The 17,100-nt window shown below is 60.7% G+C and carries 24 protein-coding genes; 11 read left to right on the top strand and 13 right to left on the bottom strand.

Translation table 11 applies throughout. From position 1 onward, the window contains the following. Nucleotides 1-170: 170 nt before the first annotated feature. The 3 genes from NLN62_RS41610 to NLN62_RS41600 form a co-directional block, all read right to left on the bottom strand. Nucleotides 171-716, bottom strand: coding sequence for a hypothetical protein (locus NLN62_RS41610; protein WP_027526939.1), 546 nt, complete (start codon nt 714-716; stop codon nt 171-173). Continuing rightward, the gene (locus NLN62_RS41605; RefSeq protein ID WP_027526940.1) at nt 661-1,011 is read right to left on the bottom strand and encodes a hypothetical protein; all 351 of its coding nucleotides are present in this window, start codon (nt 1,009-1,011) and stop codon (nt 661-663) included. Before NLN62_RS41605 ends, NLN62_RS41610 begins: the two co-directional genes overlap by 56 nt. 187 nt (nt 1,012-1,198) lie before the next feature. Beyond that, entirely contained in the window at nt 1,199-1,786 is a 588-nt protein-coding gene (locus tag NLN62_RS41600) for a formyltransferase family protein (protein WP_254112482.1), read from the bottom strand. Nucleotides 1,787-1,980: 194 nt separating this feature from the next. Between NLN62_RS41600 and NLN62_RS41595 the strand changes: the two genes are divergently transcribed. After that, entirely contained in the window at nt 1,981-2,142 is a 162-nt protein-coding gene (locus NLN62_RS41595) for a hypothetical protein (protein ID WP_156944730.1), read from the top strand. 506 nt (nt 2,143-2,648) lie between these two features. After that, the gene (locus tag NLN62_RS41590) at nt 2,649-2,897 is read left to right on the top strand and encodes a hypothetical protein (RefSeq protein WP_254113841.1); all 249 of its coding nucleotides are present in this window, start codon (nt 2,649-2,651) and stop codon (nt 2,895-2,897) included. On the opposite strand, the gene NLN62_RS41585 is transcribed toward NLN62_RS41590, so the two are convergent. The 5 genes from NLN62_RS41585 to NLN62_RS41565 form a co-directional block, all read right to left on the bottom strand. Then, nucleotides 2,894-3,196, bottom strand: coding sequence for a hypothetical protein (locus tag NLN62_RS41585; RefSeq protein WP_027526944.1), 303 nt, complete (start codon nt 3,194-3,196; stop codon nt 2,894-2,896). The genes NLN62_RS41590 and NLN62_RS41585 overlap by 4 nt on opposite strands. A 91-nt stretch (nt 3,197-3,287) precedes the next feature. Next, nucleotides 3,288-3,437: a hypothetical protein gene (locus NLN62_RS41580; RefSeq protein ID WP_254112481.1), complete on the bottom strand. Its 150-nt coding sequence runs from the start codon at nt 3,435-3,437 to the stop codon at nt 3,288-3,290. Nucleotides 3,438-3,533: 96 nt separating this feature from the next. Beyond that, nucleotides 3,534-3,707, bottom strand: a complete 174-nt coding sequence (locus tag NLN62_RS41575) for a hypothetical protein (RefSeq protein WP_371260550.1) — start codon at nt 3,705-3,707, stop codon at nt 3,534-3,536. A 112-nt stretch (nt 3,708-3,819) separates the two neighbouring features. After that, nucleotides 3,820-4,578 (bottom strand): outer membrane protein, encoded by a 759-nt coding sequence (locus tag NLN62_RS41570; RefSeq protein ID WP_051390096.1) that lies wholly within the window; start codon nt 4,576-4,578, stop codon nt 3,820-3,822. Between the two features lie 259 nt (nt 4,579-4,837). Then, complete coding sequence (locus tag NLN62_RS41565) at nt 4,838-5,062, bottom strand: hypothetical protein (protein WP_254112480.1); 225 nt, start codon at nt 5,060-5,062, stop codon at nt 4,838-4,840. A 178-nt stretch (nt 5,063-5,240) separates the two neighbouring features. Here NLN62_RS41565 and NLN62_RS41560 point away from each other — a divergent pair, with 178 nt between their 5' ends. After that, nucleotides 5,241-5,624: a hypothetical protein gene (locus NLN62_RS41560; protein WP_254112479.1), complete on the top strand. Its 384-nt coding sequence runs from the start codon at nt 5,241-5,243 to the stop codon at nt 5,622-5,624. A 165-nt stretch (nt 5,625-5,789) separates the two neighbouring features. Further along, the gene (locus NLN62_RS41555; RefSeq protein ID WP_035664441.1) at nt 5,790-6,878 is read left to right on the top strand and encodes an AI-2E family transporter; all 1,089 of its coding nucleotides are present in this window, start codon (nt 5,790-5,792) and stop codon (nt 6,876-6,878) included. 531 nt (nt 6,879-7,409) lie between these two features. Here NLN62_RS41555 and NLN62_RS41550 read toward each other — a convergent pair. The 3 genes from NLN62_RS41550 to NLN62_RS41540 all read right to left on the bottom strand — a co-directional run bounded on the left by NLN62_RS41550 (nt 7,410) and on the right by NLN62_RS41540 (nt 9,050). Continuing rightward, nucleotides 7,410-7,838: a GFA family protein gene (locus NLN62_RS41550; RefSeq protein WP_027526949.1), complete on the bottom strand. Its 429-nt coding sequence runs from the start codon at nt 7,836-7,838 to the stop codon at nt 7,410-7,412. A gap of 207 nt (nt 7,839-8,045) precedes the next feature. Beyond that, a complete protein-coding gene (locus NLN62_RS41545) occupies nt 8,046-8,315 on the bottom strand; it encodes a DUF3551 domain-containing protein (protein WP_084801728.1) in 270 nt (89 codons plus the stop codon). Nucleotides 8,316-8,804: 489 nt separating this feature from the next. After that, nucleotides 8,805-9,050, bottom strand: a complete 246-nt coding sequence (locus NLN62_RS41540) for a hypothetical protein (protein ID WP_254112478.1) — start codon at nt 9,048-9,050, stop codon at nt 8,805-8,807. Nucleotides 9,051-9,692: 642 nt separating this feature from the next. Between NLN62_RS41540 and NLN62_RS41535 the strand changes: the two genes are divergently transcribed. From NLN62_RS41535 to NLN62_RS41520, 4 genes are all read left to right on the top strand, one after another. Then, nucleotides 9,693-9,914: a hypothetical protein gene (locus tag NLN62_RS41535; protein WP_027526951.1), complete on the top strand. Its 222-nt coding sequence runs from the start codon at nt 9,693-9,695 to the stop codon at nt 9,912-9,914. Nucleotides 9,915-9,933: 19 nt separating this feature from the next. Beyond that, a complete protein-coding gene (locus tag NLN62_RS41530; RefSeq protein WP_254112477.1) occupies nt 9,934-10,329 on the top strand; it encodes a hypothetical protein in 396 nt (131 codons plus the stop codon). A 710-nt stretch (nt 10,330-11,039) separates the two neighbouring features. After that, nucleotides 11,040-11,264 (top strand): hypothetical protein, encoded by a 225-nt coding sequence (locus NLN62_RS41525; RefSeq protein ID WP_254112476.1) that lies wholly within the window; start codon nt 11,040-11,042, stop codon nt 11,262-11,264. A gap of 91 nt (nt 11,265-11,355) precedes the next feature. After that, nucleotides 11,356-11,601: a hypothetical protein gene (locus NLN62_RS41520; protein ID WP_254112475.1), complete on the top strand. Its 246-nt coding sequence runs from the start codon at nt 11,356-11,358 to the stop codon at nt 11,599-11,601. A 2,148-nt stretch (nt 11,602-13,749) separates the two neighbouring features. On the opposite strand, the gene NLN62_RS41515 is transcribed toward NLN62_RS41520, so the two are convergent. Beyond that, nucleotides 13,750-13,965 (bottom strand): hypothetical protein, encoded by a 216-nt coding sequence (locus tag NLN62_RS41515; RefSeq protein ID WP_371933151.1) that lies wholly within the window; start codon nt 13,963-13,965, stop codon nt 13,750-13,752. A 24-nt stretch (nt 13,966-13,989) separates the two neighbouring features. Here NLN62_RS41515 and NLN62_RS53750 point away from each other — a divergent pair, with 24 nt between their 5' ends. The 3 genes from NLN62_RS53750 to NLN62_RS41505 all read left to right on the top strand — a co-directional run bounded on the left by NLN62_RS53750 (nt 13,990) and on the right by NLN62_RS41505 (nt 16,642). Continuing rightward, the gene (locus NLN62_RS53750) at nt 13,990-14,259 is read left to right on the top strand and encodes a cold-shock protein (RefSeq protein WP_371933146.1); all 270 of its coding nucleotides are present in this window, start codon (nt 13,990-13,992) and stop codon (nt 14,257-14,259) included. Nucleotides 14,260-15,220: 961 nt separating this feature from the next. Next, entirely contained in the window at nt 15,221-15,406 is a 186-nt protein-coding gene (locus NLN62_RS41510) for a hypothetical protein (RefSeq protein WP_156944912.1), read from the top strand. Nucleotides 15,407-16,333: 927 nt separating this feature from the next. Then, nucleotides 16,334-16,642: a hypothetical protein gene (locus NLN62_RS41505; RefSeq protein ID WP_254112474.1), complete on the top strand. Its 309-nt coding sequence runs from the start codon at nt 16,334-16,336 to the stop codon at nt 16,640-16,642. Nucleotides 16,643-16,798: 156 nt separating this feature from the next. Here NLN62_RS41505 and NLN62_RS41500 read toward each other — a convergent pair whose 3' ends face one another. Then, nucleotides 16,799-17,074, bottom strand: a complete 276-nt coding sequence (locus tag NLN62_RS41500; RefSeq protein WP_254112473.1) for a ribbon-helix-helix domain-containing protein — start codon at nt 17,072-17,074, stop codon at nt 16,799-16,801. Nucleotides 17,075-17,100 lie beyond the last annotated feature (26 nt).

The following is a 17,100-nucleotide window of genomic DNA, read 5'->3' as shown; positions in this document are numbered from 1 at the left end:
AGGCGCGGGTTTGCAACGGCCAAATCTGTGGATGCAGCGATGCACGGCTGCGCGGCAGGGGTGCCTGCCCAGATGTCATTGCGGAGCGATGCGGAAACGAAGGTCGCGCCCAGGGCATAAAAAAACGATCCGGCGGGGTGGCCGGATCGCTTGTCGGAAACAGATCGAAGCTAGCGCGACAGCGCGATGTTGGCGCCACGGAACTGGCTGTCGGCCCGCATCGTGACCGTCTGCTTGGTGCCGCTCGTGTGCAGCCCGATGCTGGCGTTGAAGCCGGCGGTCTGGGCGACGACCTCGAAGTTCGCGCCGCCGCCGCGGCCCGAAATCACGCCGCTGATGTTGCGGCTGGCCTCGCTCCAGCTGCCCGTGATGGCATTGCCTTCCGCGCGGACACTGGCGGAGAGGTTGAACTTGTAGGCGTCGCTGGCGCAGGTCAGCGACATTTCCATAGCGGGACCTGCGGGGGCGTATTTGGCGCGGCAACGGATGCGTTCGGTCGAACCGTCGTCGAGCATGACGGTGCCGCCGCCACTCCAGCTGCCGGCGAGGGCCGAGAACGGGCCGGACTGCGCCTTGCTTTGCGAATTTGCGACTGAGGCCGCAAACAAAACGGCGGCCGCAACGAGCAGCCGCCGGTTCATGACCCGAGCCTCGGTTGGCTTATTGGCGCGATGCTTCCCACCGCCCGCTGCACGGTATGCCTGCTGATGCTCCATTCCACTTTCCCGATCCGGCGTTGCCGCTGAGTTGACCGTTGGCATATGCACCATTGATCGAAACTTTCACAAGACCCTCGCGGCCGATGGTGCCGGAAACGTTAGCACCGGGCGCCGTGATCCGGCCGTCGGAAACCGTCAGCATGGAGCTTGCGGACGGCTCGCAGGAGCCGCTCTTGGTCACGATGGTGACCTGCCAGTTGCCGTCATAGGGATTTTGGGCGAACGCGGGCGCCGCGAGCGAACCGGTGGCAATCGCGGCGGTAAAAATCAACGCAATGCGATCAAAACGCATGAATTTCTGTCCCTGCCTATGTCTGAGATGCTGACGCTTATTCGGGGGAAATGTGACAGAAATTTGCTGCATCGCCAAAGTGAAAATTGTTCCTGTGGAAACAATGGTTTATTTGCCCATTCTCAGCCCGTTTTGGGGGCGGAATCGGCTCGATTCGCGACGTTAAGGATGAATCTGCGGCAGGCGCCTACGACAGGCTGGGCGCAGCCGTCGCGAACTGCTCGTCCTGCGGCTTTGCCGGCAGGGTCTTGTGGACCTTGATGTAGTCGATGACTTCCGCAAGCAACTTCAGGCCGAGCGGGGCCAGCGCCCGCTCCCAAAGATCGCGCGCGGTCTCACCCTTCTTGACGAAGCACCAGTCCTGGGCCGCGATCGCGCCGGCATCCATGCGGTCGGCGAGGTGGTAGATCGTGCCGCCGGCGATCCGGTCACCCTCCTTGATGGTCCACTCCACGGCGGCCTTGCCGCGGTGACGCGGCAGCAGCGACGGGTGGTAGCCGATGCCGCCAAGCCTCGAGGCGGCGAGTGCCTCCCTGGAGACGCGGGCGTGGCTGTGCGCGGTGATGATCAGGTCGGTATTCGCAGCGATCTCGGAGGCTGCCACCAGCTTTGGATTGGCCTGGACCACCACCTCGATGCCGGCCGAGCGGGCGGTCGTGGCGAGGCGGTCCTCGCCATCGGCGACCACGACCCGCGCGATGTCCACGCTGTGCTCCCGGAGCATGTTCAGGGTGACCACGCCGAAATGGCGGGAGCCGATCAAGGTGATGCGCATGGGGGGCTTGGTTCCGTCTCGAGAGCTGGGTCACCTCGGATAACACGCCATAAGACCCTGTCACCCCCCGCGAGCCCTTTGCTCCGGTTATCAACAATGCGCGGGACGCAAGGCCTGTCGAACCGGCCGTCCGTTCGCTGCGTCCAACGGGCGTGCAACACGAACGGGGGATCGCCGTGTCGAAATGGCCGAGATTGATGCTGATGAGCGGAATTACGTCGGCCGCGCTCATCTATGAAATCACCAGCGCAACCGAGGCGCCGAGCCGAGCGCTGGCCGTGCTGCAATATGTGCTGCTGGCCTGCGGCCTGATCGGCCTGGTTGGTTCGTTCCTGATGCACGCTCAGGAAAAGTGACCGTCGTCGGCGCGCTTCGGTCGCGCTCGCGTCCGGTCGTCACATCTTGGCATCTCGGTCATTGCGTCGCAGGCTGCGCGCGCTTCCACGCGCTGAGGCTCTCGGCCTTCCCGGAGTTGCCGGATGCGAAACGCATGGAATGATCCGTGGATTCCGGGTTCCTGTGTTCGGTTTCGGGCAGAACGAGCGGCCAGCCTGCTCTTAGGATCGTCTTCCCCGGGGCTGGCAGACGTTTCATCCCGCATCCATTTTCGAACCCGGCCGGCCGCTGGTGATATTGCCAGCGGCCTTTTCATGACCGCCTCATCGCGATGTCGCGCACTGCGCCGATCGTCCTGAGCGCGACCTCGCGCAAAAAGAGCCCGGACGAGCAGGGCAGTAACAGGTTCTCAACCGGCCTGGCGTATCGACGAATCTGTCGCGGATTTGTATTGCGTACCGTGACACAAGAGTTGGCCCGCCGGTATGCAAATCCGGCGCGGCCTGTTCCTTCCTGGAATCACCGGATGCCGAGTGCGATTGAGCAGATCGTCGATGCCTATGTCAGGCAGAAGAATCGCCGTGGCCTCGACGCACTGATGATGCACCGCCACCGGCTGGCGATCGATCTAAAGAGCCGTTCCGGCTACGATTTCAGTCTGCCCATCGGTCAGGTCGACGAGGAGATCGCGATCATCGAGGCCGGACTGAGCCGGCTGAGATCGTGCAATCCGGCCGAGGCCGAACGCGCGGACCGGCCCAGTCTGCCCTTCTAGTCCGCCTTGCCGCCGTCGATCACCGTGAACAGCGGCCGCGCCTTGGTTGGCTCGACCAGGAGTTCGTCGACCATCGCGCTCGCAGCCTCGACGTATTTCCGTGTCGGCTTGTCCAGTGGCCGCAGCGCCTCATCGTCGAGCGCGACCTTCGCCGCTTCGACCAGCTTGCGCATCCGCACTGCGTGATCGTCGCCAGCCGTCAGCGTCGCCCGCGCCAGCGAGCGCAGCACGAACAGCTCGCCCTCGAGCCTGAGCAGACGGTCGTTGAGCTTGGCGAGGACGGCGTTGAGATCCGGCATGGCGGCCTATGGCGGAGGGGCAAACGGCACCCGATCTAACCGCTCAGGGGTGAACGGACTGCAAACGGCGTCGCACGAATTGGCGCAACCGTTACAAGCCGGGCAGCATCCCGGGCGGCATCCGGATCAAGAGACTGATTGCGACGACCAGCAGGCAGAAGCTGCTAGAGAGGACGAACAGGAAGAAGTCGTCCATCGAGAATTCGCTGTGGCGCTTGCGTCGGTCGGGATCATTCGACATCCACTGGCCCTTTGCAAAGCTTCTGATACCGGCCCGCCGTCTCAACGGGCCGCCTGGGGATTTCGTTCCGCGAGAACAGGACGGGGCAGGGGACCTTCAGGGCCCGTCGCTGCGGTCATGGTCGCTGTCGTCTTGGCCGCTGTCTTCAAGCAGATTGAGCGCGGTGTCGACCTGCTCGATGAGGCGTTCGATTTGATCGCGCTCATGCGGGCCGGGGTCGCCCTTGAGCCGCTCTAAGAGCTCCTGCTTGCGCGCGAGTAGGTTTGCCATGGTGCTCATTGCAACCTGACAAGCCGCTCGACCGTGCAAGGTTCCCCTTCAAGTCGCAGGGAAGACTTGAGGATATGCCGGGCCCGGCAGCTCCGGGCCCGGCGCTAGTACTTCAGTACTTGGCGACGACGGGGCCGGTGTTGAAGCGCCAGTTCACGCCGAGCATGAAGGTTTGCATGTTCTGGCGGAGCTCGACCGGGAACATCGGGAGATTCGCGCAACCGGAATTGTTGATGCAGTTCAGCGTGTAGCCGTTTCTGCCGAAGTCGAAATAATTATACTCCGCCTTCAAGGAGACGTTCTGCAGCAGCGCATACTCAATGCCGCCGCCAACCACGAATCCCGCCACGTTCCTCGAACCGATGAAATCGACCGAGGTCGCCGCGAAATCCGTCTGGGTCATGGTGTGGTTGAAATGGGCGAAGGCGGCACCGCCCTTGGCATAGAACAGCACGCGATCGAATGCGTAGCCGATGCGGGCGGTGGCAGTGGCCATGCGATCGAGCTTGGTCGTCAGCAGGAAGCCAACAGGGCCGCCGGGCGGGATTGATGCCGTCGTGTCCTTCATGTCGGCCCAGTCGAACTGGCCTTCGATGCCGACCACGACGGAGCCGACCTGATAGTCGCAGCCGCCCTGCACGCCGGCCAGCCATCCGCTGTCGTGGTTGGCATTGAACGTGAAGCCGGCAACAGGCTGTTGCTCGTTCATACCGCGACCGCCGCCGCCATTGCCGCCGAGATAGCATCCGGTCCAGGAGAACGTCGGGACTGCAGGCGCCGCCTTGTAGGGCAACGACACGTCCGCCGCCATCGCCGATGTGGCCGTCGAGATGGCAAGCGCGATGAGGCCGGAAAGTGTTTTGATTTTCATGGAAGTTTCGTCCTTCAAATTGACCTCGGCGCCGGTCCGGCGCGAGGGAGCGGAGTCACGCCGGCGCGTGGGAAAGGTCCTCTCGGTACCGGTTGCACCGTATCCAGCAGGCCGCTCAGCGGCTGTAACCGCCTGGCCACATCAGTGGTATCAGCATACTGCTAGCTACGTCGCCGAACGGACTGGCGCGTCAGGTCATCAGTGTGAAGCGCAGTGCGGCTTGTCGTGCGAATAGTGGCGATGGGGCAATTCGCACCTATCAGCGCACCCCGGCCCACCTACGGCCGAACACCGGCGGTTTCGCCTTGACGGCCTCCCAGCCGAAGAAATGGTGGTTGCCGGACCAGGTATGGACCACCGCGTTGCAGACGCTGCACTTGAAACTGCCGGCGTGCCTGGCCTCGTGCTTCTCCCTCGTCGCAGTGTAGATCATGCTGCAACTCGGGCAGGAGAATTCTTCGATCGTCCAGATGGTATTGGCCATGGCGCCGCGACGTGTTTGATGTGACCGGTCCAGTGTAGGTTTTGAGCGCTTGCACCCGGGTAAATCGATCGGCGCAAATCCGGTTAACGGCGGTTAGGCAAATCCGCCTTGCGGACTTGCTGTTCGGCGGTTGAACCATTTCCGGCGCGCCCGCGTCCCATGTTCGGTGGGGAAATCCATGGCGCAATATTCGGTTCTGGAGCGGGTCAGGAAGGCGACAAAGGCAGCGATGACGCTGCTTATCATACTGGCCGTCTTCCACGCCTTTGGGCCAAGCTCCGCGGTCCTCGACACGCCGATCAGCCAGCTGACCCTGAGCATGCTGATGGTGCCGCTGATCTGGATGATCATTCTGCTCGAATGCATCAAGGGCGCCGGTGTGTTGCTGTTCGAGGCCATCGTCGGTCGCGACCGTGTTCATCTCTGGGGCACGGGTCCGGAAGACGAACGCCATCAGCGTGACGCCACCGCCTCCGATGAACAACGGCCAGTCTCCAGCCCCGGGCTCAGACAAGCGGCATTGCCGGGCTGGCTCAGCCGAGGTCACAGCCAGTCGCAGTGATCGGCCGGGCCGTGCCCGACCAAAATTTGCCAAGCGGCGCCGTGCAGCCGGGTCGTCTTGACGCCCGATCTGTGGCTGGCAATAAGGCGAGGCCTGCCCCGCGCGCCAATCGCGGCGGTCGATGGCGCCGGAAGTCGCGTTGATATTGCAAGGGAAGCTGCGCCTGTGAAAACCCTCCGCCAGTTCCTGACGGGAGAGGACATTGTCCAGCTTCTGATCCGGCTCGGCCTGCTCGCGCTCCTGATCATCTGGACCTTCTTCATCATCCGGCCCTTCGTGCCGATCCTGACCTGGAGCGCCGTGCTGGCGGTCGCGTTCTATCCGGCCTTCAGCTGGCTCGCCAAGCTGCTTGGCGGCCGTCCCAGGACGGCCGCGGTCATCCTCACCTTGATGACGCTCGGCATCGTCATTGGCCCTGCGACCTGGCTGGGGTTGAGTGCGGTCGAGGGGGCGAGGGAGCTCGCACGCCAGCTCGGCACCGGCGACCTTGCACTTCAGTCGGCGCCGGAGCAGATCAAGTCCTGGCCGATCATCGGCCCGCAGCTCTACGAGCTCTGGGAGCAGGCCTACAACAACATCCGCGCCGTGCTGCGCGAGGTGGCGCCGTATCTCCAGCCGCTGGCCGGACCGCTGCTGTCGCTCGCCGGCGATGCCAGCGTCGGGACGCTGCAGTTTCTCGTCTCGGTCTTCGTCGCCGGCTTCCTGTTTCCCCACGGGCCGCGGCTCGTCGCCGCCGGTCGTGGCTTTTTGTTTCGCATCGTGCCCGAGCAGAGCGAGCATTTCCTGGAGCTCGCGGGCGCGACCATTCGCGCCGTGTCGCAAGGGGTGATCGGCGTTGCGATCGTTCAGGCGTTGCTCGCCGGTGTCGGCTTCAAGCTCGCAAGCGTGCCGAGCGCCGGCCTGCTCGCGTTCATCGTGCTGCTGCTGTCGATCGTGCAGATCGGCGCCTTCCTCGTCCTCCTACCCGTGATCATCTGGATCTGGACCGCAAAGGACGTCACCACGGCGCTGCTGCTGACCGTGTTCCTCGTCCTCGTCGGCTTCATCGACACCATGTTGAAGCCGCTGGTGATGGGGCGCGGGCTCAACACGCCGACCATCGTGATCTTCGTCGGCGTGATCGGCGGCACGCTCGCCCACGGCATCGTCGGCCTCTTCATCGGGCCGATCGTGCTGTCGGTGGCGTGGGAGTTGACGATGGCGTGGATCAGGACGGATCGAGCCGATGCCGGTGAGGGGAAGAAGGACGGCTAATCTTGCTCTCGAAGAAGCGGCCGCCGACACATTTTCCCCGCCCAGCTGGCGGCCTTCAAGGCCCGCGCGCCCGACCAGATGCAAACGTCAAAGCTGATGGTCTACACCCGGCACTGTTGTCGGTAGTCTTCCACGCGGCATGGGAGCCGATGCGGGTGGGGCAACGGGACGGACGTGAAAAAGGACCCGCCTCCGAGTCTGTGGGAAGAACGGAGGGAAATGCATCAAAAAAACATCGCCCTGCGGACTTGAAAACAAAGGTCCGGAGGCGGGGCCGCAAACGGCTATAGTAACGAGCGAGCGGCAATCCGAAGGCCACCGCCCGCCACATCAGACCTAGGAGGAATGATGTGCGCGCAACCTAACATGGCGGCTCGCGTTCAGTCATCGGGAAAAAATGGTATCGCGGAGAAGGTGAGCCAGGGGTGCGTTGCAGCAACGTGCTTCTGCTGGCGATCAGCCAATCTCATCTTCAACGAGCATTCGTTTTCCGCTTCGCGCTAAACGGATGCCTCGTCGATACGGCCTATATCAGTCAGATGCGCCCGGTTTCTTGGGTGCGCTGCTTTGCTGGAAGTGCTCAACGCCAGCGCCACCGATTTCAACCCAGGCATGCTTCGACTGCTCGAACACCGACCTGACCGGAGCCGGATTAGTTGCGTCCGCGATCGCGCCGACGGCAACGCCAATGAACGCAGGAAGATTGCTGGACTTCCAATAAACCGTCGAGCCGCAGAGCGTGCAAAAATAGCTATGCACCTTCCCGCCGCTAGCAGCAGCACGAGTGAACTCCTTCGGCTCTCCTGAGACGGCGATGGTCTCGGCGGGATAGAACGCACCGACCCCGAACGGCGCGCCGGTTCGCCGCTGGCAATCGATGCAATGGCAGGCAACGACGAGTCTGGATGGTCCTGGAAGCGACAGCGTCACGGCGCCGCAACTGCATCGGGCAGTGGTCATCGGGGTCTCCTCTACCTTGTTGACCTGTGTGTGAGGCGGAGCGTCAAGTCTGGCCGCGCGAGAACGCCGAGACGATCTGAAGCGAACGCTGGCCGTGAGGGCTCGACGGCTCATCCGACGCACCGAAAGATCGTCAGCGGCCTAGAGCCGCCGGTTCGCGCTGGCGGGCCCACGGTTCGACGATACCCTGAGTGGAGGCATCCTTTTTCAATGTCTGCGGGGCGCCCGAGGCTGTTGCACATCCTGCTGCGGGACGGCCTGCTGCTGCTGGAATAGAAGGCGCCGGTTTACTTTACATATCACGTTCGACCGGCCGGACGCGGACGCCAGGCATTGCTCTCTCGTCTCATAAGAGCAGTCGCCGGAATAGCCGAGCTCCCCACCATAGACGCACCAGGGATAATCATATGAAACCGGGGAAGCGGAGCCTGCGACTGCAGCGGTCCTGGCTGCGAGCAAGGCGAATATGACTAGCATCGTGCGCATGATCATATTTCCTGTCGTGGTACATGAGGTTAGGGCGCGAAGAGTCCTGCCAGCATGAACCGGTTGGCCAGTCAAAGCGATGCAAGAATCTGCCAGATGATCAACAGCACCACGATCACCAGCACGGCGTAGATGGTCCTGCGGCCGATCATTCTATTCATCTGACGAGCCTGTACGTCTTTGCCGGCTTGCGTCTCGGGTGGAGATTTGGGGGTAGCTGGCCACGGTTCAAGGCACGCGTGATGCCGATACGCGCGAACATTGTCGGGCCCACCGCGCTCAGCCACTCGGACTAGCGCTTCCATAGCCGCTTGCCATTCGGGCGTCGTGCTGCCGCTTCGGCCGCGCGGTGATATGCTCCGCCCGTCCCCGCCGAATATGATCCTGATCGGGCGGTGACCGGGCGGTGTGCAGTCCGGCAGACAGCGCGCATCCCATCGTCAAAGCGCCGACGTCAGGCACCTCGCAGATTACCGATTCCTAGCCGTCCGGAACGGCAGCGAGCTCCTGCGTCCCGTGGGTTTGGAAAGCCGCTCCCGACTGAGGACTGATAGCTTCCTGGAGCGGCTGAGGGGCTATCTCATCACGTGCAAGGCGAGTGCGCGCACTGTGTCCGTTCATCGCTTTCACCGCCTCATTCTCATTGGCACAAAAAGCGATGCATCGTCGATCGGCAAACACGAGCCACTGACGAGAACCAACTTCCCTGATGACGTACTCGGTCATTGTCGAGTCTCCAGCAGCGAGTTGATTTCATTTTATGCCAACAGCGTTGCTCATTCATTAATCGGGCTTCGGTCCCACTGCCACTGCGGCCGCCCCCCATTATCGACGTTGCATGCACGCTTGCACGGACCCCTTGAGGCCGGCCCCCCTTGGCCATACGGAGGCCGTTGCTCGGGCCTCGTCTTTGCACCTTGCGAGCTTTGCATCGAACCACGGATTGTTTGCTTCGGCGGCTTGGTTCGCCAAAGCTTAGGCCGTCGATCACCAGAGCCCAGAGCGACGAGCACCAATTGAGGCCAGCGTCCAGCCAGCCAGCGACAAGGACGTGCCTCGGCATGGCCGGCGGCCGCAACTTCGCTGTGAATGGGCGCCGGCGGCTTTTGCTGAACCATGAACGCTTCATGAGCCGCCTTCCACTTCGCGACCAGCTCGGCGCGCTGCGCCGGCGTCAGGTCGCGGTGGATCAGGACTTCGTTGAGTGGGCATACCCACTCACCTTCAAAAAGTTGAGACTAGGCTGGACGTTCGCCGCCAGATGGGCGGAGCACAACAGAAGGACAACGAAATTTCCGAGAACTCGGAACACTAGGCGGCGTCGCTAGGTTCTACACGTCGGGGGTAGGAATTGCGGAGCTATACTCCATGGGTATCCAGATCGTGATGGACCACACAGGCGACAGCAGATACTTTTTCGACCAAACTGACCGGGAGGGGTTGGCCAAGGCCGAGCGACGCTTTGGCAAGCTGATCGGCCAGGGTTTTACAGCCGCCACCCGAACAGCGACCGGCGATCTCAACATCGTACGGACATTTGATCCGACTGCTGATGAGACGCTGTTCTATCCGCGCCTTGTTGGCGGCTAGCCCATTCGCTGCATGGCAAATGTTTTTGTTCAGACGCAGTAGTCTTGGCAGTAACCCGCGCTTGCGCGCCCTTCGTGCGCTCTATTCGAACTTTATCGCGCAAAATCCTCCGGAAGCGCGTGCGCGTCGTCTTTTGCGAGAATGGTTATCTCCTGAGCAGCGTGTGCAATTCGATGCCCAAGGTCATTTCGATGTTACCGGCTCTCACACGGGCCGACGATATCGAATTCGCCAAGGCACGATGAGGAATGTTCTGGAGATCGATGAACAAGGACAGGCGAAGATGGGATGGTGTTTCGTTCCCGCGCGTGCTCTAGCAGCCGGTGACGTGATGCTCGCGCAGAAGATCGCGCTCGAAACCGACGAAATGGCCGTCCTGTCGCTTGCCAACAAGTTTCCGCCGAAACTGTTGTGACCGCCCCAGAGATCAAGCCGGTGAATCTGCTGATTTGTGGAGCTGTTTTGGGCTGGTCTGCGCAGGGGCGATGCCCGATCTAGAGAGCGGCTCCACGCTTGTCTGGCCTCCACCCCATTTACCGGTACGAACGACTAAGTGAAGACGATCCTTGCGCCTGAGGACGAACGTAGGTGGCTTCTGGAAGTGGAGCGGGAGCGGACGGCAAGACGCTCTTGGGCTCGTCCTGCAACTTCGATCATTGATCGAAAACGTGGGAGCGATCGGCGTCCGGAAAGAGACGATCCGGAAGGAGAAGATCCTGCATACCGCCGAGAGTGTGATCCGCGACCACGAGTCATGGCGTGAAGTCGTGTTGGATCTACCGTCGCGGAGGGATTTGGAGCCACCATGAACCCGGCCAGATGCCGCATGTCGACTGGGGGTTCACGCTTGTAGCCGCTCGACAGGCAATTTGGATGCGTCGCCCGAACGGCGGCGTCGCGTATCCGGGATGCGTGCTGGCAGCCAGTAATTGTATCAGCGCGAGCCGGCGCTGTCCGTACACGCGCCTTTCCGTCTCCATCGTTATCCTCCACATCTTAGAAACATAGATGCAGGGGTAACGGAGCGCGCCTGATGCTCGTTCCTTTCGATCTCCACTGCGCGAACGCGAGGAACTGACGGTAGGTATGGCGATTGAATCGTTGGATCGACGTTGGGAGTTTTTCATGAAGTCCATACTTGCCGTTGCCTGTGCCGCCGTTGCTCTGATCTCCTCGGCCGCCGCCGAGGCAAGGGGGTGCATCAAGGGAGCTATCGTCGGCGGCGTTGCCGGCCACGTGGCGGGCCATGGCAAGCTCGGCGCAGCGGCCGGCTGCGTGATCGGCCATCACGAGGCGAACAAGTCGGATCCGAACAAGGCGAATGCTCAAGCGCCGTCCGGTCGAAAGTGAGCATTCGCTCCGTCCGGCTGCTGGCTCGCATGGACGCGCGGATGCCTTGAAATCGTACTATGCCCGGTGTCGCACGGTCGATCGAGATGCCATGAAGATTAGGACGCATTCCGAGAGTCACATCGTCAAACTCGACGATGGCTCGCGCTGGCAGATATTCCCTGGCGATCTCGACGTCACGCTCGACCGGAAGCCGGAAACCGAGCTTGACGTCGTCGCGACGAAGGGCGACGTCGGTTCTCATGCACTCATCGGCGCCGGCGGCGTGGCCCGGGTCATACGCGCAGGCGAATCTTGGTCCGTACGGGAGGTGAGATCGACCCTCAAGAACGGCTGACCACGGCCCCGACGGCCGAACGCGATAGCCGACGTCTCGGAAGCCGAACGACCTGGACGCCACTCATCGAAAACTTCGGTCGCGCGAGGCGCCGTTTGCGCCAGGCCGATGCCTCGTTTTCCAGCTTCGTTGCCAGTCCTGCCTCATCGCGCCACTCCACGACATCCGACGTGCGCATGATTCCTCCATTCTTGAGTGCATCAAGGATCAAGAGGGATGGGATCGACCCTCGTCCGCCAAATGCAATCGCGCAACACGTGCTCGGTTCCGCGGGCTCGCAGGGAAAAAGTGGAAAGTCTGGCACGAGAGTACGAAAGCCGCTACCGAGGGCTGATCGCAGCCACTCCGAAAGGAGAGCGCATGCTTCGATCTACAACGAGAGGGGCGACCGTGATTGCGTTCGGCCGGCGGGCCAACGTTTTCGTTGGCTCGTATTCTGGCAGTCCGGGGCTCGGCGTCTCCGGCCGTAATAAATGGGTAGCTCGGAAGAGCTGTAAGGGGGAACTAAAAAAACCGTACAGTGATGCTGCTGCCGGCTTCGCTGCCAAGTACGATCACACAATGCCCCAACTAGAATGCTCTGCTCAAATCAGACTTTGTCACCCCGTGAACGAGTCAGTATCCGCTTCGCGTGTTCGGCTTGCTCCATCGTTAGGTTGGCCGCCAAACTGGTTCCAATTTGCGCTGGACCCTTTCGCTCACGATCATAATCCAGCCAACCCTTGCCTCCTTTGCGGATGATTGTCCGCATTTGCATATGTGAATCTTTGGGGCATTCCAGTGCAATTCGGGTCTGCGAAGTGAATTGGAAGATGTGTTCGCAACCGAACATTCAGACGTGCAAAGGTGCGCTAATCTCCACCTCTGCGAGATACCTGATTCACGAAGGGGCGTTCGAAGGTGTTGGGTGATCTGGTGATGCGCTGGCGTATGCGCAATTTTTTATTGGTTTGTCCGTCTTGCAAGAATGCTGCTTCCGCGATCCGCGGGCGCTACATGCTCGGCGAGCAGCGATTGACGTGCGATCGCTGTGGAGCGAGTGACTCTGTGACTTTCTGGCGTTTCGAAGGGATAGCTCACCGCGCGTGCGCGATGAGCAGGATGAGCAGTCGGAATAACTCTTGCGTTCAAGGCTAGTTAAAACAGTGCAATTGTTGGATTAGAGAATGACAAATTTTGTGATCGTTCGGGCCCATGGAAGGCAATTGGACCAGTTGCGCGGAGAGGCATCGCGCATTTCAAGGGCGAACAAAATAGACTGGTGGATTGAGCGCGACGTCAGAGGGACCCGGTTTTACTTTGAGGACGCTGAGACGAAGAGGGCGTTCGTCTCAATTTGCGAAAACGTCGGTGTTTCGCATTTTGATGGTGTCTCGCCAGTGTGAACGGACACGGCCGCTCGGCGCCTGGCTTGTTCCTTTCCATAGCCGGATGGCTACGGTTCTCACCTCGATCCCAGGCTTTTACCGGCTGCCGCGGTAGAGGTGATCGCTGTATGCGTGACTGAAAACTGAACGGAAAGTCTGCCCGCAGATCCTGCGCGCGGTCTCAGTCCGCCAACGTGAGCGATTCGATGAACTGTGAAACCCCGGACGGAGGCTCTTTTGAGCGGGATGAATGCTCTTGATGAGTACGGTCCCGGTCACAACCTGAGCTGCCGGACTTCTCCTGGTCGGAGCGCATCTGGTTTTACGCGCAGGCTGTGCCGCAAGAGCCTGATGACATGTCCATTGCCGATGACTCGTACAACCGCGTCGATCGCCTTTTCAGGTTCGACCGCTGCAACCCAGTATGACCTTTCCCCATCGGCCGAGATGACCGCGACGATGGGTAAGCGGACCACCATCGATTAATTCCATGCTGAAAGCCGCAACTATGAGTGTCATAATTTGCTTAATCAATAAATGGTTGCAAATATGGTTAGTGTCGACCGCCACCAGCCAAATGCTGGGCCGTTTAGATGCTTCATCGGTGGAGGGATGGCGAGACGGGGAACCGATCAGCATCATTTGAATAGGTGAATGCGCCTGTGCCGAACCCGACAGTATCGGAGATTACCGGGGCACGTCCGGTGGACGGTAATGCTCACGGCCTCGATGATGATTCCCAGTGGTCGGGGCCGTTTTTTTTGCCGAATGGGACTCTCGACTAGGTCGGCGGCTTCAGACCCGTTGAATTCAACCACCCATCAATGTGCGCGGTGGCGTCAGCTTGCCGAGCCTTCTCAAGGAGGGCGTCGCGCTCGGCCCCCGGCGGCAATTGGTCTGCTTTCTCTCGCGCCAGGCGTGCTGCTTTCGCCAGTCGTTCGCCGAGCAGCTTTTCCTGCTTGAAGCGGTGTCGCTTCATGACGATCACCCATTCCACGAACCTGCTCCAGCTATAAAACTCATGATTGCGTGCAAGGCTCCTAATTCCAGCATAGCGGGAACCAAAACGCCGACGGAAGGCTACGGCTTCATTGCTCCTGACGATGGCGACCCAGACGTCTTTGTGCATGTCAGTGCGGTTGAAAAAAAAAGCTGGCTACACCGACTTGGTCGACGGCGCGGATCAGCTACGACGTGCGGGCGGGGCGGTAGGGCAAGATGTCGCGGCGGTTCCGGGTTGATGAAGGGGCGGCGGTCGCTGGTGAGCCAAAGGGTCGTCAAGACTTGCTGACGCGTCTTAATTTGCTCCGTGTACTGTCGCAAATTTGTCGCCACTTCGTACCCAGTTCTTCCCGATTTTACTGCCGCAATGGGCTGTAAGTTCCAATTGCGGTTACCTCGGACGGGGGCGGGACTCATGGAAGTATTTCGCGCTGAGAAGATTTGCGTTGTCGAGGACAACTCAAACAGAACCTGCCGTATCTGTGGCAAGAAAATGAAGCTTGTACGAACAGTGGTGGACTCTGAGACCGGAAGCCTCACTCACATGTTTGAATGTGGGTGCGGAAAGCGCTTCTGGGAAAACTAGGCGCAGCTCCGCAACGGAACGAAGGGCGGCGTAGCGGCTGGCGATGCATGCCCGTCGGTTGAGACGGTGAACAAGCAAGACAGAGGCAGCCAAATGAGGCGGGTTGTCGCCACGTGGCGCGCAGCGTCAATGAAGTGTTGCCGGATAAGCCGCAGGTCCACGCCGGTTGCCAGACCACTCCCCCAAGGCCGCCAACCGGCTGGGGTCAGCTTTGCTTATCAAAAAGAGGCCGCCCGAAGGCGGCCTAAGTATCGAAAGCGCTGATCTAATGCCCGCAGCCAATCCTTAAGCTGCGACCAGCCCCGGGTGGAACAATAGATCGGAAATTCAAACATCTGCCCGGCGAAAGAAGGCTACCGAGCTCTGCCAACGCCGCCATTAACAAGTGCAAATCCATTCGGGAAAAGTCGGCAAATTTGAATCTGTTCCTCTGTGCAAGATCGGACATAACAAAATAGCGGACTACTTTAAGCTCACTTGGCTTGGTTTCACCCAAATACGCCAAGCAACCTCCAACGGCCCCGGCATTCAGGGTTGTGCTGGGGCCGTCTCTATTCGTGCGCGCCAGCTTTGATCAGCCGCACATAGGTGCCGCTCTCTCGATGTCCGATAGCCGCATCTCATCAGCCCAGCGATCGGCCAAGAGCGCGATGGAATGGCTGCAATGGTAGTCGGCGCAATAGACCAGGACGCCGCGCGCACCCATCTCGCGCATGTCGCCAAAGGTGATCTTGACCGGGCGGTGTGCGGTTCTCTCTACGCATGCGGCGATCAAAGCGGCGCGCGGGTGAGCTGGCAAAATATCGATCTGTTGGGCGCGGGCAGGGCGGCGAGCTACAGCGAGTCGTAGGTGTGGAAAAGCGCATCTCAAGGAACTGTCTGGGCTGTCGCCAATTGAGTAATCGTCAAACGCGCGCACAAGGGAGTGCGTGTCATGCACCTTCAGACATTCAGGGACGACCACCACTCCAGACACTTCGACCTGATCGGTGGGAAAAGACACCCCTGGTCAATTGACCTAGTCACGGCAACGGCTGCAGGCATCCTAGCTGTAGGCTTCGCATGTGCCCTCGTGGCCCTATGGGGCCGCTAGCGCCGGGTCCCGTGGTTGATGGACGGTTGTTCGAGATCGGCGATCGCGGATCGGTAGTTGCCCGTAAGATCGAGCAGCGCTTCCCGTGCTCCCGATATCTCGTGGCTATCCGCGCGCTCACGCGCGATTCTGCTCAAGTGCTCGCATCTCGTCGGCGATTTGGAGTTGGCTACCTTTGCCGTCTGGCAGCTGGCCAAGATGCTGAAGGAGCTCAGAGCCAGCTACTACAAGCGCTGGCACGGTGATCTGGTGGGGGTGTCATGAAGCGCAGGCGCCGATCGCATAGAGCCCGCAACCGCCAGCGGCTGGCCGCGCACGCCCGCCGGCTGAGGCGGTAGGCGGTAAAGCCGGACGACATGTGGTGGGGCGCCAGGCTTTCCCCGGCGCCCCGGTTTGCGCGAAGCCAACCCCACGGGGAGCAGCGATTGGCTTGGGCGCGGGAAAGAGATCAGTCGGGGACGTAAAAAATTCCCGGCTTCGGTCCCGCGCTCATACCTCGAATGCGACGCAGCTTGGGCGCCGGTCACCGGGTGGTCACCGCAGGTGCCATGCCATCCACAGGCCTTTCGTTAGAGGGCCTGACGGGCACATCGCGCAAGCTCTACTTGATCTACGTCAATTCGTTCGGGAAAAAGTAGCAAAACCTCGCACGCGCGACCTTTGTAATTTCAATGGGAGGTTAGCATGGCAGTAGTTGTTCAATATGTAGTCAAACCAAATCCAGGTGCCGACTTCGCGGGAATACTCGAACTGGCTAAGGAGAGCGCCGGGCTTTGGCGCAAGCACGGTGGCAAACCAAGGTTCTGGTCCGTCGCCGTCGGTGAATTCGGAAATTTCGTTTTCTCAGTAAACTTCGAGACGTTCTCAGCTTACGGCGCGACAGTTGAGAAACTAAATGCCGATCCAGCGTTTCAAACCTGGCAAGCGAAAAGATTGAAAGCGGGCTTGACCACCCTCGTGCGTTCGAATTTGGCGACCGAGGTTGAACTTTGAGGAGCACTCCCGCGCCCGCCGGTTCACGCTGGCGGGCCTATCCTTTCGGGAAGGATATCCGGCTTGTACGTTCATTTGTGCGTCTGCCAACCATGATCGGACCATCGAAAGGCGCCATCTAGGTGAAACGTCGAGGCTTCGGTCCCGCTTCAGAGCTCACGCCCTATCGAGGGATGGCTGCAGTGCTGGCACTTTCTGCTGAGGCTGGGCCGCCGTGGCGCGGTTCTTAAAGTAGTCGAGGACGAAGAGGCGTATCGCGGACGACAGATTGCCGTGCGGGCGGTTGCTGTCGATCTCGCCGACCAACTCCGACAGCGTCATGTTGCGCAGGCCGGAAATCTCCTTCATGCCATTCCAGAAGGCCTCTTCCAGGCTGACGCTGGTCTTATGGCTGGCGACAACGATGGATCGTTTCACGACGGGGGATTTCATGGATTCCTCGCGCTCAATCAGAAGAC

This window comes from Bradyrhizobium sp. CCGUVB23 (genome assembly GCF_024199885.1).
Taxonomy (GTDB): domain Bacteria; phylum Pseudomonadota; class Alphaproteobacteria; order Rhizobiales; family Xanthobacteraceae; genus Bradyrhizobium.
The sequence above is the reverse complement of the archived record's forward strand: the minus strand, read 5'-3'. Positions and strand labels throughout refer to the sequence as shown.